Annotated in this window: 17 protein-coding genes; 12 read left to right on the top strand and 5 right to left on the bottom strand. The window is 62.0% G+C overall.

The genetic code is table 11. The annotated features are described in order from the left end of the window. The first annotated feature begins 360 nt into the window (after positions 1-360). A complete protein-coding gene (locus ACYVHK_RS24255) occupies positions 361-2,184 on the top strand; it encodes a S8 family peptidase (RefSeq protein ID WP_460537575.1) in 1,824 nt (607 codons plus the stop codon). A gap of 86 nt (positions 2,185-2,270) precedes the next feature. On the opposite strand, the gene ACYVHK_RS24250 is transcribed toward ACYVHK_RS24255, so the two are convergent. Both ACYVHK_RS24250 and ACYVHK_RS24245 read right to left on the bottom strand, forming a co-directional pair. Beyond that, positions 2,271-5,339 (bottom strand): efflux RND transporter permease subunit, encoded by a 3,069-nt coding sequence (locus ACYVHK_RS24250; RefSeq protein WP_460537573.1) that lies wholly within the window; start codon positions 5,337-5,339, stop codon positions 2,271-2,273. A 130-nt stretch (positions 5,340-5,469) separates the two neighbouring features. Continuing rightward, positions 5,470-6,639, bottom strand: coding sequence for an efflux RND transporter periplasmic adaptor subunit (locus tag ACYVHK_RS24245; RefSeq protein WP_460537571.1), 1,170 nt, complete (start codon positions 6,637-6,639; stop codon positions 5,470-5,472). A gap of 289 nt (positions 6,640-6,928) precedes the next feature. Here ACYVHK_RS24245 and ACYVHK_RS24240 point away from each other — a divergent pair, with 289 nt between their 5' ends. The 7 genes from ACYVHK_RS24240 to ACYVHK_RS24210 all read left to right on the top strand — a co-directional run bounded on the left by ACYVHK_RS24240 (position 6,929) and on the right by ACYVHK_RS24210 (position 13,305). Continuing rightward, a complete protein-coding gene (locus tag ACYVHK_RS24240; protein WP_460537569.1) occupies positions 6,929-7,930 on the top strand; it encodes a sulfate ABC transporter substrate-binding protein in 1,002 nt (333 codons plus the stop codon). 116 nt (positions 7,931-8,046) lie between these two features. Further along, on the top strand, positions 8,047-8,685 hold the full coding sequence (locus tag ACYVHK_RS24235) for a peroxiredoxin (protein ID WP_460537567.1): 639 nt from the start codon (positions 8,047-8,049) through the stop codon (positions 8,683-8,685). 68 nt (positions 8,686-8,753) lie between these two features. Then, positions 8,754-9,275 (top strand): hypothetical protein, encoded by a 522-nt coding sequence (locus ACYVHK_RS24230; RefSeq protein ID WP_460537565.1) that lies wholly within the window; start codon positions 8,754-8,756, stop codon positions 9,273-9,275. A gap of 127 nt (positions 9,276-9,402) precedes the next feature. Next, a complete protein-coding gene (locus tag ACYVHK_RS24225; RefSeq protein ID WP_460537563.1) occupies positions 9,403-10,404 on the top strand; it encodes a sulfate ABC transporter substrate-binding protein in 1,002 nt (333 codons plus the stop codon). Positions 10,405-10,478: 74 nt separating this feature from the next. Next, positions 10,479-11,312, top strand: coding sequence for an ABC transporter permease (cysT, locus tag ACYVHK_RS24220; protein WP_460537561.1), 834 nt, complete (start codon positions 10,479-10,481; stop codon positions 11,310-11,312). Positions 11,313-11,319: 7 nt separating this feature from the next. Continuing rightward, positions 11,320-12,195: a sulfate ABC transporter permease gene (gene cysW / locus ACYVHK_RS24215; RefSeq protein WP_460537559.1), complete on the top strand. Its 876-nt coding sequence runs from the start codon at positions 11,320-11,322 to the stop codon at positions 12,193-12,195. 69 nt (positions 12,196-12,264) lie between these two features. After that, positions 12,265-13,305 carry a sulfate/molybdate ABC transporter ATP-binding protein gene (locus ACYVHK_RS24210; protein ID WP_460537557.1) on the top strand — a complete coding sequence of 347 codons (1,041 nt, stop codon included), beginning with the start codon at positions 12,265-12,267 and terminating at the stop codon, positions 13,303-13,305. Positions 13,306-13,374: 69 nt separating this feature from the next. On the opposite strand, the gene ACYVHK_RS24205 is transcribed toward ACYVHK_RS24210, so the two are convergent. The 3 genes from ACYVHK_RS24205 to ACYVHK_RS24195 form a co-directional block, all read right to left on the bottom strand. Beyond that, positions 13,375-13,944 (bottom strand): YceI family protein, encoded by a 570-nt coding sequence (locus ACYVHK_RS24205; RefSeq protein WP_460537555.1) that lies wholly within the window; start codon positions 13,942-13,944, stop codon positions 13,375-13,377. Between the two features lie 83 nt (positions 13,945-14,027). Continuing rightward, positions 14,028-14,570 carry a YceI family protein gene (locus ACYVHK_RS24200; protein WP_460537553.1) on the bottom strand — a complete coding sequence of 181 codons (543 nt, stop codon included), beginning with the start codon at positions 14,568-14,570 and terminating at the stop codon, positions 14,028-14,030. Between the two features lie 67 nt (positions 14,571-14,637). Beyond that, the gene (locus tag ACYVHK_RS24195) at positions 14,638-15,159 is read right to left on the bottom strand and encodes a cytochrome b (protein ID WP_460537551.1); all 522 of its coding nucleotides are present in this window, start codon (positions 15,157-15,159) and stop codon (positions 14,638-14,640) included. A gap of 212 nt (positions 15,160-15,371) precedes the next feature. Here ACYVHK_RS24195 and ACYVHK_RS24190 point away from each other — a divergent pair, with 212 nt between their 5' ends. From ACYVHK_RS24190 to ACYVHK_RS24175, 4 genes are all read left to right on the top strand, one after another. Then, positions 15,372-17,081 carry an Hsp70 family protein gene (locus tag ACYVHK_RS24190; protein WP_460537549.1) on the top strand — a complete coding sequence of 570 codons (1,710 nt, stop codon included), beginning with the start codon at positions 15,372-15,374 and terminating at the stop codon, positions 17,079-17,081. Beyond that, positions 17,078-17,935 carry a J domain-containing protein gene (locus tag ACYVHK_RS24185; protein WP_460537547.1) on the top strand — a complete coding sequence of 286 codons (858 nt, stop codon included), beginning with the start codon at positions 17,078-17,080 and terminating at the stop codon, positions 17,933-17,935. Before ACYVHK_RS24190 ends, ACYVHK_RS24185 begins: the two co-directional genes overlap by 4 nt. Positions 17,936-18,053: 118 nt before the next feature. Continuing rightward, entirely contained in the window at positions 18,054-20,609 is a 2,556-nt protein-coding gene (locus tag ACYVHK_RS24180; protein WP_460537545.1) for a CHASE2 domain-containing serine/threonine-protein kinase, read from the top strand. Then, positions 20,606-21,436: a PP2C family protein-serine/threonine phosphatase gene (locus ACYVHK_RS24175; RefSeq protein WP_460537543.1), complete on the top strand. Its 831-nt coding sequence runs from the start codon at positions 20,606-20,608 to the stop codon at positions 21,434-21,436. The genes ACYVHK_RS24180 and ACYVHK_RS24175 overlap by 4 nt, the downstream gene beginning before the upstream one ends. Positions 21,437-21,446 lie beyond the last annotated feature (10 nt).

The following is a 21,446-nucleotide window of genomic DNA, read 5'->3' as shown; positions in this document are numbered from 1 at the left end:
CGCTGCGTGGGTTGCTTCCCCTGAGTATCACTGCTGTTCACGCCACCGGGACCATAGATTCCGGCGCACCGTTTTCGTTACGGCGAGGAGGGTTTTTTGCCTTTCTTGCAGTCGGAGGGTAAGGCATGTCCTGGTTTGTTAACGCTTGCAACTCCCCCTGCCGCTGGCCGTCCGTGCCGGCGTCACCACTCCGTATCGCTGATCCGCAACTGCCGGCGCATCCCGCTTCCGGCTGACTTCGACCGAACCCCCCTGGCTCTCCCTCTGTCCCCCGTACCTGCGGGGGACGGTGGGTGGTTTACATCCAGCGTCGGTGGAGCCCCGGCGCGAAGTAAGCATTACAAACGGAGCAATATAGAGATGAGAAGCAACAATGAGTGGATGTTCCTGTTGAAGCAGGGCAGTGTTGCCGTCGCTCTGGCCTTGGCGGCCGGTAGCGGTATGGCTGCGCAAGTGGGTAGTTCGGCAACCCAGCCTATCCTCGATACCGACCGGATTATCGTGAAGTATCGTGACAGCGGCGTGACGCCCGCCCAGGCGGCCAGTGTCAGTGGCGCTTCGGCGCAGGCTACCGTCCAGGCGCAGCGTCAAAGCCAGGTGCAGGGTGTCGTCAGTCCGTTCGGCGGCAATGTGAAGTTCCTGCGCGCTGGTGGTCTTGGCACCCAGGTCTGGAAGCTGGATCGTCGCTATGCCCTCAAGGATGTGGCCAATATGGCGGCCCAGATCGCCAAGAGCGATCCGAATGTCGAGTACGCCGAGCCTGACCGCATCATGCATGCCATGGCAGCAGCGCCCAATGATCCCCGCTGGGCTGATCAGTGGGATCTGCAAAACAGCACGGCCGGTATCAATGCGCCGGCTGCCTGGGATCTGTCGACCGGTGCCGGCGTGGTGGTGGCGGTGATCGATACCGGCTACCGTCCGCATGCCGACCTCGCGGCCAATATTGTCGGTGGTTACGACATGATCGCTGACACGACCATCTCCAACGATGGCAACGGTCGCGATAGCGATGCCAAGGATCCGGGCGATGCCACCGCTGCCAATGAATGTGCTTCCGGCGAGCCGGCCAGCACCTCCAGCTGGCACGGTACGCACGTGGCGGGCACCATTGCAGCCGTGACTAACAACGGCACGGGCGTGGCGGGCATCGCCTACAACGCCAAGGTGCTGCCGGTCCGCGTACTGGGCAAGTGCGGTGGCTACACCTCCGACATCGCTGATGCCATGATCTGGGCCTCGGGTGGTACGGTCAGCGGCATCCCTGCCAACCCCAATCCGGCACGCGTCATCAATATGTCGCTGGGTGGCGGTGGTGCTTGTGATTCGACCTCGCAGAATGCCATCAACACTGCTCGTGCCAATGGCACGGTGGTGATCGTGGCAGCCGGTAACGAGAGCCAGAACGTCAGCAACTCCAGCCCGGCCAACTGTTCGGGCGTGGTGGCGGTGGCTGCCTACGGCAAGACCGGTGCGCGTGCCTATTACTCGAACTTCGGCACGCTGGTCGATATCGCCGGCCCTGGTGGTGATCAGAGCTCCGGTAGCGCCAATGGCATCCTGTCCACCCTGAATGCCGGTGCATCGGCCCCGGGTGCGGACAGCTACGCCTACTACCAGGGCACTTCGATGGCTACCCCGCACGTAGCCGGCGTTGCCGCGCTGATGATTGCGGCCAAGCCTTCGCTGACACCTGACCAAGTGGAGAGCCTGCTGAAATCGTCGGCTCGTCCGTTCGTGGCTTCGTGTAGTGGTTGTGGCGCTGGTATGCTTGACGCCTATGCCGCCGTCCAGGCTGCGCTGGGTACCACCCAGCCACCAGCTGGTAGCGAAACCGAGTCCAACAACACGCTGGCTACCGCCAACGCTGTTGCTGCACCGGCTACGCTGAACGCCACCATGGCAAGCAGCAGCGACGCCGACTGGTTCAAGGTTGACCTGCCTGCCGGCAAGACGCTGACCGCGACCATGACCCCGGGCAGCAGCACTGCCGACTATGACCTGTATATCTACAACGCCAGCAGCACGCAGCTCGCCAAGAGCGAACTGAGCGCCGGCAAGGTCGATGCCGCTTCGGTCACCAACACCGGTAGCACCACCTCCAGCCGTTATGTGAAGGTGATCTACTACTCGGGTGGTACTGGCGCGACCAATGGTAAGTACACCATCAAGTTTGCCTGGTAAGACCTGCGGGTAGACTGATTTTGCTGTAGTACGGAAAAGGGCCGGCACCGTGAGGTGCCGGCCCTTCTGCTTGCCGATTGCCGCGATCAGGCGGCGGGTGACTTGCGGCGCTTGAAGCGTTCCTGCAGGCCGTCGAAGAACAAGTAGAGTACCGGCGTGATGTAGAGCGTGATCAACTGCGAGAACAGGAGGCCACCGACCACGGCGAGGCCCAGTGGCTGGCGCAGCTCGGCGCCGGCACCCAGGCCCAGGGCGATCGGTACCGCACCCATCATGGCGGCCAACGTCGTCATCATGATCGGGCGGAAGCGTAGCAGGCAGGCTTCGCGGATGGCCTTGACCGGATCGGTCTCGCCATTGCGCCGCGCCTCGATCGCGAAGTCGATCATCATGATGGCGTTCTTCTTGACGATCCCGATCAGCAGCAGGATGCCGATCACCGCGATCAGGGTCAGGTCGACATTGAACAGGCGCAGGGTCAGGAGGGCGCCCACTGCGGCCGAGGGAATGCCGGCCAGGATGGTGATCGGATGGATATAGCTCTCGTAGAGTACGCCCAGCAGCACGTAGATCACCGCAATGGCCAGGATCAGCAAGGCGGTCTGGCTGTTCTGGCTCTGCTGGAAGACCGCGGCGTCACCCCCCAGGCTGGTGATCACCGAGCCCGGCATGCGCAGTTCAACCTTCTTGGCCTCGATCCGCTTGATGGCGTCGCCCAGGACGGCACCCGGCGCAAGATTGAAGGAGATCGTGATCGCCTGCAGCTGCCCCTGGTGGTTGATCGAGGTCGGGCCTGCGGTCCGTACCACGCTGGCGAAGGCCTTCAGCGGGACCAGTTCACCGGTCTTGTTGCGTAGCTTGAGCCGGTCGAAGGCGGTTTCGTCGGTCCGGTACATCTCATCCAGCCGCATGATGACGGCGTAGTCGGAGATCGGCGTATAGATGGTGCCGACCTGGCGGTCGCCGAAGGCGGCGTAAAGTGTGTCACGCAGGTTCTGCATGTCGATGCCGAGCGCAGCGGCGCGGTCGCGGTCTACCTTGATGCTGGCCTGCAGGCCGTTCAGTTGCGAGTCGGTCGCGACATCGCGCAATTGCGGGTCCTCGCGCATGGCGTTGGTGAGCTTCTCGGCCCAGCTGTTGAGTTCGTCGGCCTTTACGCTTTGCAGGGTGTACTGGTAGCGGCTCTTGGATTGACGTCCGCCCAGGCGCAGGTTCTGCACCGGGTTGAAGTAGACCTTGAGACCGGGAATGCCGGCGACCGACTTGCGCAGACTCTCCACCACGGCGGCCATCTTGGGGCGCTGGTCCTTAGGCTTGAGCGTGATGAACATGCGGCCGGCGTTGCCGCCGCCGAGGCTGGACACCAGGAAGGCCACGTTGGGGTTGGCGCGCACGCGGGCCTCGGCCTGACGCTGCAGATCCTGCATGGCGGGGTAGGCGATATCGAGCGCGGCTTCGGTGCTGACCTGGATCTGGCCGATGTCTTCCTCGGGGAAGAAGCCCTTGGGACTGATGACGATGAACCAGGCTGTCAGCGCCACGGTGCTCACGGCGACCATGAGCATGAAGGGGCGGTGCCGCAGTGCGATCTCCAGCGTATCGCGGTAGGCGCCCAGTGTGGCATTGAAGCCGCGTTCGAACATATTGCTGATGGGGTGGCCGGGATCGTCGTGCTTTTCCGGTGTCAGGAAGTAGGCGCACAACATGGGGATCAGCGTCAGCGAGGAGATACCAGAGACGATGATGGCCAGCGAGACGACCACCGCGAATTCATGGAACAGCAGGCCGATGACGCCGGGCATGAAGAAGATGGGGATGAAGACCGCCACCAGCGACAGCGAGATCGAGACGATGGTGAATCCGACTTCGCGGGCGCCCTTGATGGCGGCGTCGAAGGGCTTCATGCCTTCTTCGAGGTAGCGGACGATGTTTTCCAGAACCACGATAGCGTCGTCCACCACCAGGCCGACGGCCAGGGTGATGCCGAGCAGCGAGATGTTGTTCAGCGAGTGGCCGAGCCAGGCCATCAGCGCGAAGGTCGAGATCAGCGAAATCGGCAGCGTGACGGTCGGGATCAGGGTGGCGCTGGCGCGGCGCAGGAACAGGAAGATCACCATGACCACGAGGCCGACGGTCAGCAGCAGGGTGAAGTTCACATCGTGGATGGATTCCCGGATGGACATGGACCGATCATTGACCTGGATGATCTTGATCGAGTTGGGCATCTGCGCGGCGAGCTTGGGCAGGATGGCCTTGATCTTGTCGACCACCGCGACGGTGTTGGCATCCGGCTGGCGCTGGATGGCCATGACAATGCCGCGCTCACCCTGGATCCAGGCCCCGGAATAGACGGTTTCGACACTGTCTTCGACGCGGGCGATATCGCGCAGCCGGACCGGGGCGCCGTTGTACGAGGCGATGACCTGCTCGCGGAACTCGGCCGCGGTCCGCATCTGCTTGTTGGCCTCGATGATCAGGGTCTGGCGCTGACCGTCGAGCGAGCCGACTGGCGAGTTGGCGTTGGCGTTGCGAATGGCGGTGCTGACATCTTCCAGCGTCAGGTTGACGGCCGAAAGTTTGTCCGGATCGACATTGATGCGAACGGCGAATTTCTTGGGGCCGAAGATATTGACCTGCGCCACGCCGTCGATGGTGGAGAGGTTGGGCGAGATCAGGTTGTCGGCGAAGTCGTTCAGGTCGGACAGCGACAGCGAGGGCGAGGTCAGGCCGATCAGCAGCACCGGCTGGTCGGCCGGATTGACCTTGCGATAGGCCGGCGGGCTGGTCATGTCGTCCGGCAGGGCGCGCTGTGCGCGCAAGAGGGCGGCCTGGACATCGACCGAGGCCTTGTCGATATCGCGCCCGTCGGCGAATTCCAGCGTGATCGAGGTCGAACCCTGCGAGGAAGTGGAGGTGATGGTGTTGAGGCCAGCGATGGTCGAGAACTGCTTCTCCAGCACGGTGGCCACCGAGGCTGCCATGGTCTCGGGCGAGGCGCCGGGCAGGTTGGCCGAGACGTTGATCGTCGGTGTGTCGAACGAGGGCAGGGCCGAAATCGGCAGTTGCCGATAGGCGAACAGGCCCAGCATGACCACCGATATCGACAGCAGGGTGGTCATGACCGGACGACGGATACAGAGTTCGGATAGGTGCATGGCAGTCAGTTCGGGCTGTGGCAGCCGGTCAGGGCGCTCGGTTGCCGGGTGGATCTGGGGCCGGTCTTCTTGCAAGCAGTTCCGGCCAGGCAAGGCACGGGAACGTATTCAGGCGAGCATCAGGTGCTGATCAGGCGGCGGGCTTGCTGTCGGCCGGGGCCGATTTCCCGGCTTTTCCGGCGCTCGGCTTGGCCTCGGTCACCTTGTCCCTGGGACGCAGGTTCTGGCCGCCTTCCGCCACGACCTTCTTGCCGGCGTCGAGTCCGGCCACGACGCCGTATTGCTTGCCATCCTGGGTGAAGACCCGAGTCAGGCTGATCGGACGTGGCTGGACGGTCTGGTCGGCGCCGACCAGATAGACGAACTGTTGCTCCGGGCCGGTCTGCAGGGCGCCGACCGGCAGGATCACGGCGTTCTTCTCGATGCCGAGATCGACCGCTACCCGTACGAAGGCGCCGGGCCAGAGCTGGTGTTTGGGGTTGGGGAATTCCGCCTTGAGCCGGACGGTACCGCTGGCGGCATCGACCGTATTGTCGATGAAGGTCAGGGTGCCGTTGATGGGCTTGTCCTGATCCTGCAGGGCGAAGGCCGGAATCTTGCCGCTTTGCTGGGCGGCGAGCAGGCGTGGCAGTTCGTGCTGCGGCAGGGTGAAGCTGATGGCGATCGGATCGAGCTGGGTCAGCGTCAGCAGCGGGGCCGTGCTGCCTGGTTGTACCAGCGAGCCGGGATGGACGTCGATCGCGCCGGCGCGGCCGGCGAACGGTGCACTCAATGTCTGGTAGCTCAGGCCGACCTTGGCTGAACCCAGCGCGGCCTTCTTGGCGGCGACGCTGGCGCGGAAGCTCTCGGCCGTGGACTGGGCGGTATCGACGGCGCTCTGGGAGACGAAATTTTGCCGCAGCAGCTCCCGGGCGCGGATCAGGCTGCGCTCGGCGTCGGCTAGTTGCGCTTCGGCCTGTGCGAGGTCGGCGCTCGACTGTTCCACCTTAGTAACATCGTTGCGGCCGTCCAGGGTAAACAGCAGTTGGCCCTTGCGGACGTCCTGGCCTTCCTTCAAGTGGACTTCGCGGATGGTGCTGGCTACCTGCGGCCGAAGCTCGACGTAGTTCAGGGCGGTCACGGTGCCCTGGGCTTCGTAGCGGACGGGCACATCCTGCTGCTTGCTTTCCACCAGGGTGACGACGGTAGGCCGGCCTGCGCCACCTTTGTCGGCTTGCTGGCCGGTAGGTTTGAGGGCAGCCCAGGCGACGACGGCGACTAGGCCGCCACCGATCAGCCAGAAGACAAGACGGCGAGACATGTGATTCCTCGGGACAGGGTAACAGTTCGAACGTTAGTGGATGGCACGCGAAATGGCTTGCATAAGCCCCTTGCGCTGCTGCGAGATTTTATCATCGGGCTGATAACAGCAAGATGATAGAGATGTTTATAAACGTAACGTGCCGACGGGTATGTTGCATAGTGCGGCGTGCTGCGGCCTAAAAACCATTATTCAATATTGGAATATTGGATTAATTTCAAATTCATTTGAGGAATTTTATCGAGTCGCTACAGTACGCTCCATCGAAGCGAACAACCGGAGCGTCTCCATGTACCGCAAGCAAGTTTTCACCCTGATTGCCGCTGCCCTGCTGCCGTTGTCTGCCCTGGCAGCGGATATCAGCCTGCTCAATGTTTCCTACGACCCGACCCGCGAGCTCTATCAGGACTACAACAAGGCCTTCGCCCAGTACTGGAAGCAGAAGGCTGGTGACAATGTCACCATCAAGCAGTCGCATGGTGGCTCAGGCAAGCAGGCCCGTTCGGTGATCGACGGGCTGGAAGCCGACGTGGTTACCCTGGCACTGGCTGGCGACGTGGATGAAATCAGCGAGAAGGCCAAGCTCCTGCCGGCCGACTGGCAAAAGCGCCTGCAGCACAACAGCGCACCATACCAATCGACCATCGTGTTCCTGGTACGCAAGGGTAATCCCAAGCAGATCAAGGATTGGCCGGACCTGATCAAGCCGGGTGTCGAGGTGGTGACGCCGAACCCCAAGACCTCGGGCGGTGCTCGCTGGAACTATCTGGCAGCCTGGGGTTGGGCGCTGAAACAGCCTGGCGGTAGCGAAGCCAAGGCCAAGGAATATGTGGGCAAGCTGTACAAGCAGGTCAAGGTGCTCGATACCGGTGCTCGCGGCTCGACCGTGACCTTCGTGGAACGTGGCATCGGCGACGTGCTGATTGCCTGGGAGAACGAAGCCTACCTGTCGGTCAAGGAGCTGGGTCCGGACAAGTTCGACATCGTGACGCCGTCGGTTTCCATCCTGGCTGAGCCGACCGTTGCGGTCGTGGATAAGAATGCGGCCAAGCATGGCACCACCAAGGTGGCGCAGGCTTACCTTGAGTACCTGTATAGCCCGGCCGCCCAGGAAATCGCTGCCCAGAACTACTACCGCCCCATCGACCCGACGATCTCCGCCAAGTACGCCAAGCAGTTTGGCAAGGTCAACCTGTTCACCATCGATGATGTATTCGGCGGTTGGGCCAAGGTGCAGAAGGCACACTTCGGTGACGGCGGTGTATTCGACCAGATCTACGTCAGCAAATAAGGTTCTACCGTGGTGGGGCGTGGGTGCGGGGGCCGGGAAGCCCGCCACTCACGCTGCTGCCCTTTTCCAGTAATGCGACAGGCGCGGATGAGCGCCGTTGGGCCAGGAGACATGCCATGACTTTGCGACTCGGCGATATCGCCCCCGATTTCACCCAGGATTCCACCGACGGTCCGATCCAATTCCATGAGTGGGCTGGTAGCAACTGGGTGGTGCTGTTTTCTCACCCCGCGGATTTCACGCCGGTATGCACGACCGAGCTTGGCTACACCGCCAAGCTCAAGGATGAACTGGCGCGTCGCAATGCCAAGGCGCTGGCGGTGTCGGTCGATAGTCTCGAATCGCACGGCAAGTGGGTGGCGGATATCGAAGAGACCCAGTCGGTGAAGCTCAACTTCCCTATCCTGGCCGACCCGGACCGCAAGGTGGCGACCTTGTACGACATGATCCATCCCAATTCGCTGGCCAACCTGACCGTGCGGACGGTGTTCATCATCGACCCGGACAAGAAGATCCGCCTGACCCTGACCTATCCTGCCAGTACCGGCCGCAACTTCAATGAAATCCTGCGGGTGATCGACTCCCTGCAACTGACCGACCATCACAAGGTGGCAACACCGGCCAACTGGCAGGATGGCGACGAGGTGGTGATCGTGCCGAGCCTGACCGATACTGAGGAAATCCAGCGTCGCTTTCCCAAGGGTTATCGGGCTCTGCGGCCCTATTTGCGCCTCACGCCGCAGCCGAACAAGTAAGGTCGTCGACGCAGTGCGATCTTTTCCAGGCCCGGTTTGACCGGGCTTGTTTATTTGGGATGTACCGTATGAACGAGCAGGAACAGCAAGAGCTGGGCGAGCGCATTGCCAGTCTGCCAGCGCAGTGGGTGGCCGGTTTTCCGCTGGGCCTGGACGAGAGTGGCGTGCTGGGGCGCTTTTTCAAGTGCGAGCTGCGCAGCCGCTATGTGCAGGTGGAGGTGGGCGGCGCGAAGCTGGCGCGGGCCGAACTCTGTGTGCTTGGCCCGGATGGCGAGCCTTTCCCGGCGGAGAAGCTGTTCAGCCTGGCCAGTGGATCGGACGGCTTGTTGAAGCTGGATCGCCTGTGCCGTTTGATCCACGCGCTGAATCATTTCGCGGTGGCCCGCCAGCGCGAACCACTGGTGCTGCCCATCCATCCTCGCCTGTTCGACTATGTGAAGACAGCCCACGGCAGTACCTTCTCCCGCATGCTCAGGCATTTTGAGCTGACGCCGGCCAGCGTGGTACTGGAGTTGCCGGCGGATCTGCCGCAAGCCACGCTGGATGGCTATCTGGGCGAGGGTTTCGCGTTGCGTATCACGCCGGCTTGAATGGGCCGGGTGAGCGCGGTCCGCTATAGCTGGGATCGTTCTCAGTTCTTAATTAACCATTCTTAATGGCTATAAAGTCGACTGTTATCCTGTCGAACTCAGAACTTCCATCCGGAGTTGCCCTTACATGACCAAGCTTACCCGCCTGATCGCGACCGCCCTGGCCGCCAGCCTTTCGGCTGCCGCCTTTGCCGGACCTGAACTGCTGAACGTCTCGTACGACGTGATGCGCGACTTCTACAAGGACCTCAACCCGGCTTTCATCAAGGCCTACAAGGCCAAGACAGGCGTGGACCTGACCATACAGCAGTCGCACGGTGGTTCGGGCAAGCAGGCGCGGGCGGTGATCGACGGGCTGGAAGCCGACGTGATCACCATGAACATGCCGCCGGATATCGATGCCTTGTACGACAAGGCCAAGCTGGTGCCGGAAAACTGGGCGAGCCGCCTGCCCAACAACAGCTTGCCGTTCACCTCCTTGCAGGTGTTGATCGTGCGCAAGGGCAACCCCAAGGGCATCAAGGACTGGTCTGACCTCGCCAAGCCTGGCGTACAGGTGGTGATGGCCAACCCGAAGATCACCGGCAATGGTCGCTACAGCTACCTCGCTGCCTGGGGCTACGCCCTGAAGCAGCCCGGCGGCAACCCGCAAAAGGCGGCCGAATTTGTCGGCACCATCCTGAAGAACGTGCCGGTGCTGGACTCGGGCGGCCGTGCGGCGACCACGACCTTCATGCAACGGCAGATCGGCGATGTGCTGCTGACCTTCGAGAACGAGGCGGAAATGATTGCGCGCGAGTTTGGCCGCGGCCAGTTCGAGGTGATCTACCCCAGCCTGTCGATCCGGGCCGAGCTGCCGGTCACCGTCGTTGACAAGGTGGTCGACAAGAAGGGCACCCGCAAGGTGGCCGAGGAGTACCTGCGCTTCCTGTGGACGCCGGAAGGCCAGGAGATCGCCGCTCAGAACTACCTGCGTCCGCAGGACGCTGCTGTCGCCAAGAAGTATGCGGCGCAGTACCCGGCGGTGAAGCTGTTTACCGTCGATGAGGTGTTCGGTGGCTGGCGCAATGCCCAGAAGGTGCATTTCGACGATGGCGGCACCTTCGACCAGATATTCAAGAAGAACTAAGTCCACCCTGATGGCAGTGCCGGTTCAGACCGGCGCTGCCTGCCCTGGCGATCAACCTTTCCTCTTTGGCCACGATGCGCTTCAAACAACCCAGTGTGCTGCCGGGCTTCGGCCTGGCGTTTGGCTACACCCTTGTCTACCTCTGCCTGATCGTGCTGATCCCGCTGTCGGCGCTGATCATCAAGACCAGCAACCTGAGCCTGGCCGAGTTCTGGCATGTGGTGACGACCGAGCGTGTGCTGGCGGCCTACAAGCTGACCTTTGGCGCCAGCTTGCTGGCGGCCTTGATCAACCTGTTCGCCGGGCTGCTGGTGGCCTGGGTGCTGGTGCGCTATCGCTTTCCTGGCAAACGGCTGGTCGATGCGCTGGTGGACCTGCCGTTCGCGCTGCCGACTGCGGTGGCGGGCATTGCCCTGACCAATCTGTACGCACCCAATGGCTGGATCGGCTCCTGGCTGGCCCCGCTGGGTATCCAGGTGGCCTTCAAGCCGCTGGGGGTGGTGGTGGCGTTGACCTTCATCGGCCTGCCCTTCGTGGTCCGCACGGTGCAGCCGGTGCTGCAGGACCTGGAGGCCGAGCTGGAAGAGGCGGCCGCTTGCCTGGGCGCCAATCGCTGGCAGACCTTCCGCAAGATCATCTTCCCGGCCGCCATGCCGGCCCTGTTGACCGGCTTTACGCTGGCGTTCGCCCGCGCGATCGGGGAGTACGGCTCGGTGATCTTCATCGCCGGCAATATCCCGATGGAATCGGAGATTGCCCCACTGCTGATCATCGGCAAGCTGGAGCAGTATGACTATACCGGCGCGACGGCGATTGCGACCGTCATGCTGGTAATCTCGTTCGGGCTCATCCTCATCATCAACCTGATCCAGTGGTGGCATGCGCGCCGCCACGGCATGCGCAAGTGAGGCGGACATGCATCAAGTGAATACCGCGCAACGCTCGATCGCCACGACGGAATCCCGCTGGGTGCGCTGGCTGCTGATCGGCGGCGCACTCGCCTTCCTGGCGTTCTTCCTGCTGGTACCGCTGGCGTCGGTATTCACCGAGGCGCTGAAGAAGGGCTGGGATCTGTACTGGCAATCGCTGCAGGATGCCGATGCCCTGGCAGCGGTGAAGCTGACGCTGATCGCAGCGCTGATCTCGGTGCCGCTCAACCTGGTGTTCGGGGTGGCTGCAGCCTGGTCCATCGCCAAGTTCGACTTCAAGGGCAAGAGCGTACTGATCACCTTGATCGACCTGCCGTTTTCGGTGTCGCCGGTGGTGGCCGGTCTGGTCTATGTCCTGATCTTTGGTGCGCAGGGCTGGCTGGGCCCCTGGCTGCAGGCCCATGACGTCAAGATCATCTTTGCCGTGCCCGGAATCGTGCTCGCGACTGTGTTCGTGACATTCCCCTTCGTGGCGCGTGAGCTGATTCCTCTGATGGAGGCTCAGGGCACGGAGGAGGAGCAGGCGGCTATGGTGCTGGGTGCCAGTGGCTGGCAGATGTTCTGGAAGATCACGTTACCCAATATCAAATGGGGTCTGCTGTACGGGGTGATCCTGTGCAATGCGCGGGCCATGGGTGAGTTCGGGGCGGTGAGCGTGGTGTCGGGCCATATCCGCGGCATGACCAACACGATCCCCCTGCACGTGGAAATTCTTTACAACGAATACAACTTTGTCGCGGCTTTCGCCTGCGCCTCGGTCCTGGCGTTGTTGGCCCTGGTCACGCTGGTGGCCAAGACCTGGGTGGAGTGGCAGGCCGAACGACAGATGGCGGCCGACCGCGCTGCAGTATTTGACGAATGACCCGGCTGGCTGCGCCAGCATTCGCGTCTGCAGGCCCCACACCTGCACGCCGAGCAGAGAGAGCATGAGATGAGTATTGAAATCAACGCCATCGCCAAGCAGTTTGGTGCCTTCACCGCGCTGCATGATGTCAACCTCAAGGTCGAGACCGGCGAGCTGCTGGCCTTGCTGGGGCCGTCCGGCTGCGGCAAAACCACGCTGCTTCGCATCATTGCCGGGCTGGAGACGCCAGACAGTGGTCAGATCCTGTTCCACGGAGAGGACACGACCAGTACCCATGTACGGGAACGGCAAGTCGGCTTTGTGTTCCAGCACTACGCGCTGTTCCGGCACATGACCGTGTTCGAGAACGTGGCGTTCGGCCTGCGCGTACGACCCAAGCACACCCGGCCGACCGACAGGGAGATCAAGCGGCGGGTACACGAACTGTTGAACCTGGTGCAGTTGGACTGGCTGGCGGACCGGTATCCGGCGCAGTTGTCCGGTGGCCAGCGGCAGCGGATCGCGCTGGCCCGGGCGCTGGCGGTGGAGCCAAAGGTGTTGCTGCTGGACGAACCGTTTGGTGCGCTCGACACCAAGGTGCGCAAGGAATTGCGCCGCTGGCTCAAGCGCCTGCATGAGGAGGTGCATGTCACTTCGGTGTTCGTGACCCATGACCAGGAAGAGGCGCTGGAAGTGGCTGATCGGGTGGTGGTGATGAACAAGGGCCGGATCGAGCAGGTCGGTACGCCCGAGCAGGTCTACGACACGCCGGCGACGCCGTTCGTGTACCAGTTCCTTGGCGATGTGAACCTGTTCCACAGCCGGGTGCATGGCGGCTTTGCCGATGTGGGCCATGCCGGCCCGGCGGGTGACGCGGCCATAGCCTATGTGCGGCCGCACGATATCGAACTGTTGCGCGAGCCCAGCGGTCAGGCGCTGCCGGCCAAGGTCGACCATGTGCGGGCCATCGGCTCGGTGGTCCGGCTGGAACTGAGCCTGGAGAACGGGGATCCGGTCGAGGCGGAGTTGAGCCGCGATGCGTATTCGACCCAACGCTACGCAGCCGGCGAACGGGTCTATATCCGGCCGCGTTCGGTTCGGGTGTTCAGCGAAGACTTCTCAATCTGAGCGATGCCTGTTGCCCAACAAAAAACCCGCCAATGGCGGGTTTTTTGTTGGCGTAGGCCTCAGGCAGGATTACTTCTGCTTGATGGCTTCGACCTGGACGGCGATCTTCACTTCGTCGCCGACGAAGGGAACGTAGGCCTTCATGCCCCATTCGCTGCGCTTGATCACGGCGGCAACGTCGGCGCCGCAGACGAAGTCCTTGCCCATGCGCATATCGCACTTGAGCGGGGTGATGGTCAGGCTGACCGGCTTGGTCACGCCCAGCAGGGTCAGGGTGCCTTCGGCCTTGACCGGCTTTTCGCCGTCGAAGCTGAACTTGTCGGCCTTGACCACGGCGGTCGGGAATTCAGCGACGTTGAAGAAATCCTTGCCCTTCAGGTGTTCGTCACGCTTGTCGAAGCCGGTTTCCAGCGAAGTGGTTTTGATGGTGGCTTCGAGCTTGCCGCTCTTGGCTGCACGATCCAGATCCAGCGTGCCTTCGGTGTCCTTGAACATGCCGCGGGTGATCGAGAAGCCGAGGTGGTTGATCTCGAAGCTGGGGTAGGTGTGGGTGCTGTCCAGCACGAACTTCTCGGTGGCGGCGAACGAGGCAGCCGACAGGCCGGCGGCGATCAGGGTGGCGATCAACTTGGTTTGCATTGGATTAGCTCCGTCAAAAGGTTTGCAGCATGGGTGGGTTTGATGGTCGGGCCCATTCTGGACACTGACCGGTTTACAGATGCTTACTTGGGTACGAACAGCTTGAACTTGACCTGGACCGCGTCGGCTACGGCACCGACATCGGCCCATTCGCCTTCGCCGACCTTCCAGGCGAGGCGCGACAGCGGGAAGGCGCCTTCGAACCATTGACCGTTGCCTTCAGGACGAACGGTGAACGGGACGGTCAGGCTGGCCGCCTTGCCCTTGAGGCCGAACTGGCCGATGGCCTGGAACTTGCCGCCACCGAGTGCCTTGAACTGGCTCGCGGTAAAGGTGGCCTTGGGGAAGGCGGCAGTATTGAACCATTCCTTCATCTGCACGGCCTGGTTGGCATCGCCACTGCCGGCGTCGGTGCTGGCGAGTTCGACGGCGATGCTGACCTTGCCGGTTTCCGGCTTGGCGCCGTCGAAAGCGATGTCGGCGGCGAATTTCTTGAAGTGACCTTCGACCGGTACGTTCATCTGGGTGAAGACAAACTTGACCGAACTTTTGGCGGCATCAGCCGGTGCTGCCTGTGCGGCGCCGACGGTGGCTAGCAGGGCCAGGGGGATGAGGACTTTTTTCATGTAATCGAAGCTCCAGAGGGCTAACGGCAACAAGGGGTGGTAAGGGTGGACGGGCTGAGACGCGGATTCAGAGCATTCGTTTCAGCGTGTCGTCGTGCTTGATGAAATGGTGCCTGAGGGCCGCGGCCGCATGCAGCAGGGACAGGATGATGATGACCCAGCCGCCGGCGCCGTGTATCTCTTTGATGAGATCAGCCAGTGCTTCGTTCTTTTCCATCAGGTTGGGCAGCGGGACCAAGCCCAGCCAGACCACCGGGTAGCCCTTGGCCGAGGAGTACAGCCAGCCGCCCAGCGGCACGCCAAACATCAGCAGGTACAGCAGGCCCTGGGTGGCGGCGGCCACCAGTTTTTCCCACGGTGCCATCCGCGCATTGGTCGGCGGGGGGCGGTGGCCAAGGCGCCAGAGCAGCCGCAGCGCGACGAGGGCGAGCACGGCGATGCCGACCCATTTGTGATAGTTGATCAGCTTGAGCTTGGTCATGCTGAAGGGCATGCCGTCGACCGTAAGGGCGATGCCAAAGGCGACGAAAATGCCAAGTGCGATCAACCAGTGCAGTAGCCGGGCGGGAAGCGTGTATTTGGTTACCATTTGGCGGGATACCTTTCTGGCGAATTGGTCAGTGACCTTGTTCATTGGCCTGCATTATTGGACTGAGTTCCCGGCGACGATAGCGGAGCTTTTTCAAGATTTCATTCAAAAAAGACGAACAAGCCGGGTGAGGCTACAGGTTCTCTGCTGCCATTGCATCGTCATGTCGTAAAATAGCTGGCTTAACTCCAGATTTCAGGCATTGAAGTGACATGATCATCGGTATCGACCTGGGTACGACCAATAGCCTTGTTGCCGTATGGCGCGACGGGCAGGCCCACATCATTCCCAATGCCCTGGGCCACAACCTGACACCCTCCGTGGTGGGCCTGGATGATGCCGGCGCTGTGCTGGTGGGTTTGGCGGCGCGAGAGCGACTGATTACCCATCCGCAACTGACGACGTCGGTGTTCAAGCGCTATATGGGCTCCGACCGGCAGGCCCGGTTGGGGCAGCAGGATTTCCGGCCTGAGGAGCTGTCGGCGCTGGTGCTGCGCTCGCTCAAGGAGGACGCCGAGCGCTATCTGGGCGAGCCGGTGACCGAGGCGGTGATCACGGTGCCGGCTTATTTCAGCGATGCGCAGCGCAAGGCGACCCGTATCGCCGGCCAACTGGCGGGCTTACAGGTTGAGCGGCTGGTCAATGAGCCGACGGCGGCGGCGCTGGCCTATGGTCTGCACACGAATGAGCCGGAAAGTCGATTCCTGGTGTTTGACCTGGGCGGGGGCACCTTTGATATTTCCATCCTCGAATTGTTCGAGGGGGTCATGGAGGTGCGGGCGTCGGCCGGGGACAACTTCCTGGGGGGCGAGGATTTCAGCGAGGCGCTGATCGATGGTTTCATCGAGCAAGTCGGTAAGCGACACGGCCTGGATGACAAGCAGGCCGACCCGGCGGTCTATCAGACCCTGCGCAAGCAGGCCGAGCAGGCCAAGCGCTCGTTGAGTGGCAGCGAGGCGATACGCTTCGAGCTGACGCATGCCGGGGAGCTGCTGAGCTGGGAGGTGGACGAGCCGACCTTCCAGAAGCTGTGCGAGCCTTTGCTTAAGCGCTTGCGTGAGCCGATCGAGAAGGCCTTGCGCGACGCGCGGCTGAAAGCGATTGATCTTGACCAGATCGTGCTCGCGGGCGGCGCCACCCGCATGCCCATGGTGCGCAAGCTGGTGGCCAAGCTGTTTGGCCGCATGCCGGCGATGAATCTTAACCCGGATGAGGTGGTGGCGCGCGGGGCGGCGGTGATGGCCGGCCTGAAGGCGCGGGATATCACGCTCAACGAAGTGGTGATGACCGATGTCTGCCCTTACTCGCTCGGTATCGAGGTCAGCGAGCAGCTTGGGCCGGGCAAGTTCCAGCCGGGCTTCTACCTGCCTATCATCGAACGTAATTCGGTGGTGCCGATCTCGCGTGAGCAGACGGTCAATACCATCGTCGACAACCAGGCGGCGCTGCATGTCAGCATCTTCCAGGGTGAAAGCCGGCTGGTGAAGGACAATATCTTCCTCGGTGACATCACCATCGGGGTGCCACCGCGGCCGGCCGGGCAGATCAGCGTGGCGGTGCGCTTTACCTATGACGTGAACGGTCTGCTGGAAGCAGAAATGACGGTGGCCGAGACGGGCGAGAAGCACCGGCTGGTGATCGAAGACAACCCGGGCGTGCTGACCCCGGCGCAGATCGAGGAGCGCTTGGCGGCGCTGGCCAAGCTCAAGATCCATCCGCGTGAACTGTTGCCCAATGCCCAACTGCTGGCCCGGGCCGACCGCCTGTTCCAGCAATCGCTGGGCGAGCAGCGGCAGTGGGTGTCGCAGGCCAGCGCGCACTTCCTGGCACTGCTGGAGCAGCAGGATGAGGAAGCAATCAACACCGGGCGCAAGGAGCTGAAGCAGATGCTGGATGAGCTGGAAGGCGAGGGCTGGCTATGACGCGGCCGGATTGCTGGGCGGTGCTGGGCATGGCGCCGACGGCGGATGAGCGCGAAATCAAGCGCGCTTATGCCCGTCTGCTCAAGACGACCCGGCCTGAGGATGATGCCGAGGCTTTCCAGCGTTTGCGCCAGGCCTTCGAAGCGGCCTTGTGGCAAGCGGTGGAGCTGACCCAACAACCGCCCGTGCCGGCGGAGGCGGAGGGTGAGCGAGATGCCCGCGAGATCGAGGCGGAGCAGCGCTTGCGACCGCACATCGAGAAGCTGGCCGAGCTCAACGAACAAGGCACGCGCGACGAGGCCATGGCGGCGCTGGATGCGACGCTGGATGCATTTGGCCTGCGCAACGCTGACACCCGGGACCCAGTGGTCTGGCGTTTGTTCGAGGACGGGATGCTGTGGGTGTGTTGCGATATCGCGGCCAACCATGATGATTTCCTGCGGGCTGCGCTACAACTGTTCGGCTGGGCCGAGCCAGGTAACTGGCTGGCGGAGAAGGATCCGAAGACCGTGGAGTGGCTCCGCTTGCGGCTGCTGGAGGCGGATGCGCTTGAGGCGGTGGACCAGTTGCTTAACCTGGCCGAGCTCGGCAGCGAACGCACAGCGGGGGAGGAGTTGCGACGCCTGCTCGACGGGGACCTGCTGATCAATGTGGATGTGCGGCATCTGTTCGAGGCCGAGCTGATGGTGGGCCTCTCCGAATTCGAGCCGGTGCCGGCGGATTTCACCGGGCAGGTGGTCGAGCTTTTTGGCTGGCAGCGGGATTATCGCCATCTTGAGGAATACCATCCCGACGCGTGGCGCATGTTCAGCAAGAAAATTGCAGCGCTGCATCTGTTGACGTCAACGAGTTAGCCCAGATGCGCCGAAAAGTACACTTTTCACGTCGTAAAACGGCCTGTGGGCTAGCGTTGAATGGTATTGCCAACTACTCTTCCTACAACCCGAAAGGTGCGCGGGCATGGGAGAAAGAATGAAAAGTGCTTTTTGGAAGGCCGATTGGTTCGTCGGTATTGCGGTTGTCGTGGCTTTCGCCCTTGTGGGCGTCAGCACCAACCTGCTCGCCGGACTGGAGCGCAAGGCCTATGACAGCGGCGTCAGCCTGACCAATCGCACCCCGAGTGACCGTATTGCCATCATCGCCATCGATCAGCAGAGCCTCGACAATATCGGGCGCTGGCCCTGGTCGCGCGACATCCACGCCCAGTTCATCGACAAGCTGGCCGCTGCCAATCCCAAGTTGATCGTCAGCACGGTGTTCTTCACCGAGCCGCAGCAGGACAAGGGCGCCACCTATATCAAGCAGTTGCTGGATCTCTATCGCAAGCAGCAGGGTAGCAGCGACGGCGAGCTAGCGCCCGAAGCTGGCGGTGCCCGTGCGGGCAATGATCGTTTTGGCGCCTTGCTGGAAGAGGCGGCACAGAAGCTGGATGTGGATGCGCAATTGGCCGACAGCATCGGCAAGGCCGGCAATGTGCTGGTACCCATGCTGCTGGAAAAGGGCGAGCCGCAAGGCAACCCGGATCGCGAGCCGCCGGCCTATGTGCAGAAGAATGAGGTCGAGGCGAACGGCGATACCAACAACGGCCTGCCGGTGGCGACCAAGGGCATGATCGTGCCGATCGCGCGGATAGGCGACAAGGTGGCGGGCATCGGCCACCTGACGGCCGTGCCGGATGTGGATGGTGTAGTGCGCGAGGAAATCCTGGTCATGCGCTACTTCGACCAGCTCTATCCTTCTTTGGCGCTGCAGGCAGCAGCCCGTAGTCTGAACCTGGGGCCGCAACAGATCGTGACCCGTTTCGGGCAGTCGGTGCAGTTCGGCGGCATCACGCTGCATACGACGCCCTATTCCTCGTTCTATCCGTATTTCTACAAGTCGCAGGGCGACAAGCCGGCGATTGCGACCGATGCCTTCTACGATGTGGCCAGCGGCAAGATTCCGGTAGAGAAGTATCGGGACAAGATCGTGCTGATCGGGGCGACGGCCGCGGGGGTGGGGTCGAGCTTCGTGACGCCGACTTCACCAGCCATGGCGCCCGTGGAGGTACTGGCGCATACGGTGTCAAGCATCCTGCAGCAGGACTACTTCACCGTCCCGACCTGGGGCTATTACCTGAAGTTGTTCCTGTCGCTGCTGGTGGCGGCCTATCTGGTGGCGTTGCTGCCGCGCCTCAACGCCGGGCAGGGCGCCATCGTCACCGGGGTGTTGTTCGTCCTGCTGATTGCGACCCAGTTCGTACTGATGAGCAGCAAGCTCGTGTGGCTGGAGATGATGACGCCGGCGGCTTTGCTGATCGTGGGGCACCTGATCCTGACGACCAAGCGCTACCTCCTGACAGAACGCGGTAAGGAGCAGTCCGAGCTTGGCGCAGCGGAATCCAACCGCATGCTGGGTCTGGCCTTCCAGGGACAGGGTCAGCTGGATATGGCGTTCGACAAGTTCCGCAAGGTGCCGATGGACGAGACCATGATGGACACGCTGTACAACCTGGCGCTGGATTTCGAACGCAAGCGGCAGTTCAACAAGGCCGAGGCGGTCTATCGTTACATGGCCGAGTTCAACCCCAAGTTCAAGGATCTGGCCAGCAAGCTCAACCGCGCCAAGCAGATGTCGGAAACCGTGATGTTGGGTGGCGGCAGCAACAAGAGCAATGCCAGCACCCTGGTGCTCGACAGTGGTGATATCGAAAAGCCGATGCTGGGTCGGTATCAGGTCGAGAAGGAGCTGGGCAAGGGCGCGATGGGGGTGGTCTATCTCGGGCGTGACCCCAAGATCGGCCGGGTGGTGGCGATCAAGACCATGGCCCTGAGCCAGGAGTTCGAGGCGGACGAGCTGGAGGAGGCGCGCAGCCGTTTCTTCCGGGAGGCGGAAACCGCCGGACGGCTGAATCACCCCAATATCGTCACCATCTATGACGCGGGCGAGGAGCATGACCTGGCATATATCGCCATGGAGTTCCTCAAGGGCAAGGACCTGGCGCCGTATACCAAGCCGGGGCACCTGCTGCCGCTGCCGGAAGTGGTCCACGTGGTGATCAAGACGGCGGAAGCGCTCGACTATGCCCACAAGCAGCATGTGGCGCACCGTGACATCAAGCCGGCCAACATCATGTACGAGTTGGATACCAAGGTGGTCAAGGTGACCGACTTCGGCATTGCGCGGATTACCGATTCGAGTAAGACCAAGACCGGGATGGTGCTGGGGACGCCGAGCTACATGTCGCCTGAACAATTGAGCGGCAAGAAGATCGACGGGCGTTCCGATCTGTTCAGCCTGGGTGTCATGCTTTACCAGATGAGCGTGGGGACCTTGCCGTTCAAGGGCGAGTCGATGGCCGAGCTGATGTTCCGGATTGCCAATGAACCCTTTACCGGTCCGAAGGAGCTGAATCCCAATATCCCGGACCGTCTGGCTGCCGTAATTGAGAAATCATTGCGCAAAAATGCCGATGAACGCTTCCAGACTGGCCAGGAGTTTGCCGATGCGCTGAAGCGCTGTCTCGCAAGCGGTAAGGGAACGCCATGAGGACGCTAGCGCATTCCATCGAGATACACGGCATGACCGATGCCGGCATGGTGCGGGGCCATAACGAGGATTCGATCTCCTACGATGCCAATTATGGCCTGGCCATATTGGCTGATGGCATGGGGGGCTATAACGCAGGAGAAGTGGCCAGTGGCATCGCCACCACCTTGCTGGCGCAGGGTATTGCTGCCGCCATCGACGTGGTACCTCCCCACATACCGGAGGCCATGAGCGGCAAGCCGGCGGCGCACCGTATTCTTCGGCTGGAGATCGAAAAGGCCAATCTGGCGATTTTCCAGACGGCACAGAGCCAGCCCCAGTGTGCGGGCATGGGGACGACCCTGGTGGCTACCATGCTGTACGACAACCGCTTGACGGTGGCCCATGTCGGCGACTCCCGCCTGTACCGAATGCGGGCTGGCGAGTTCGTTGCCCTCACGCGGGACCATTCCTTGCTTCAGGAGCAGCTCGACAGCGGTTTGATCACCGAAGACGAGGCCCGGCGTTCGCAGAACAAGAACCTGGTGACGCGGGCCGTGGGGATCGATCCGCAGCTGGATCCCGAACTCAATGACTATGAAGTCAGGGTGGGGGATCTCTATTTGCTGTGCTCGGACGGTCTGAACGACATGATCGACGATCCCGATATCGCGCTGGTACTGAGTACCTTGCCCAACAACCTGCCGCTGGCAGCGGAACAACTGGTGCAGATGGCCAATGACAATGGTGGGCGGGACAATGTTTCCGTCATACTGATACGCATCATCCGTGGTTTTGCTGCCGAGCGTAGCCTCTGGTCCCGCCTGTTTGGCTGGCTGGCGGGCTGATTTAAGAAGG

Source organism: Chitinimonas naiadis, from assembly GCF_054780835.1.
The sequence above is the reverse complement of the archived record's forward strand: the minus strand, read 5'-3'. Positions and strand labels throughout refer to the sequence as shown.

Coding starts and splice junctions, on each gene's coding strand:
- ACYVHK_RS24255 (WP_460537575.1), top strand. CDS start 361: ATGAGAAGCAACAATGAGTGGATGTTCCTGTTGAAGCAGGGCAGTGTT.
- ACYVHK_RS24250 (WP_460537573.1), bottom strand. CDS start 5,339: ATGCACCTATCCGAACTCTGTATCCGTCGTCCGGTCATGACCACCCTG.
- ACYVHK_RS24245 (WP_460537571.1), bottom strand. CDS start 6,639: ATGTCTCGCCGTCTTGTCTTCTGGCTGATCGGTGGCGGCCTAGTCGCC.
- ACYVHK_RS24240 (WP_460537569.1), top strand. CDS start 6,929: ATGTACCGCAAGCAAGTTTTCACCCTGATTGCCGCTGCCCTGCTGCCG.
- ACYVHK_RS24235 (WP_460537567.1), top strand. CDS start 8,047: ATGACTTTGCGACTCGGCGATATCGCCCCCGATTTCACCCAGGATTCC.
- ACYVHK_RS24230 (WP_460537565.1), top strand. CDS start 8,754: ATGAACGAGCAGGAACAGCAAGAGCTGGGCGAGCGCATTGCCAGTCTG.
- ACYVHK_RS24225 (WP_460537563.1), top strand. CDS start 9,403: ATGACCAAGCTTACCCGCCTGATCGCGACCGCCCTGGCCGCCAGCCTT.
- cysT (WP_460537561.1), top strand. CDS start 10,479: ATGCGCTTCAAACAACCCAGTGTGCTGCCGGGCTTCGGCCTGGCGTTT.
- cysW (WP_460537559.1), top strand. CDS start 11,320: ATGCATCAAGTGAATACCGCGCAACGCTCGATCGCCACGACGGAATCC.
- ACYVHK_RS24210 (WP_460537557.1), top strand. CDS start 12,265: ATGAGTATTGAAATCAACGCCATCGCCAAGCAGTTTGGTGCCTTCACC.
- ACYVHK_RS24205 (WP_460537555.1), bottom strand. CDS start 13,944: ATGCAAACCAAGTTGATCGCCACCCTGATCGCCGCCGGCCTGTCGGCT.
- ACYVHK_RS24200 (WP_460537553.1), bottom strand. CDS start 14,570: ATGAAAAAAGTCCTCATCCCCCTGGCCCTGCTAGCCACCGTCGGCGCC.
- ACYVHK_RS24195 (WP_460537551.1), bottom strand. CDS start 15,159: ATGGTAACCAAATACACGCTTCCCGCCCGGCTACTGCACTGGTTGATC.
- ACYVHK_RS24190 (WP_460537549.1), top strand. CDS start 15,372: ATGATCATCGGTATCGACCTGGGTACGACCAATAGCCTTGTTGCCGTA.
- ACYVHK_RS24185 (WP_460537547.1), top strand. CDS start 17,078: ATGACGCGGCCGGATTGCTGGGCGGTGCTGGGCATGGCGCCGACGGCG.
- ACYVHK_RS24180 (WP_460537545.1), top strand. CDS start 18,054: ATGAAAAGTGCTTTTTGGAAGGCCGATTGGTTCGTCGGTATTGCGGTT.
- ACYVHK_RS24175 (WP_460537543.1), top strand. CDS start 20,606: ATGAGGACGCTAGCGCATTCCATCGAGATACACGGCATGACCGATGCC.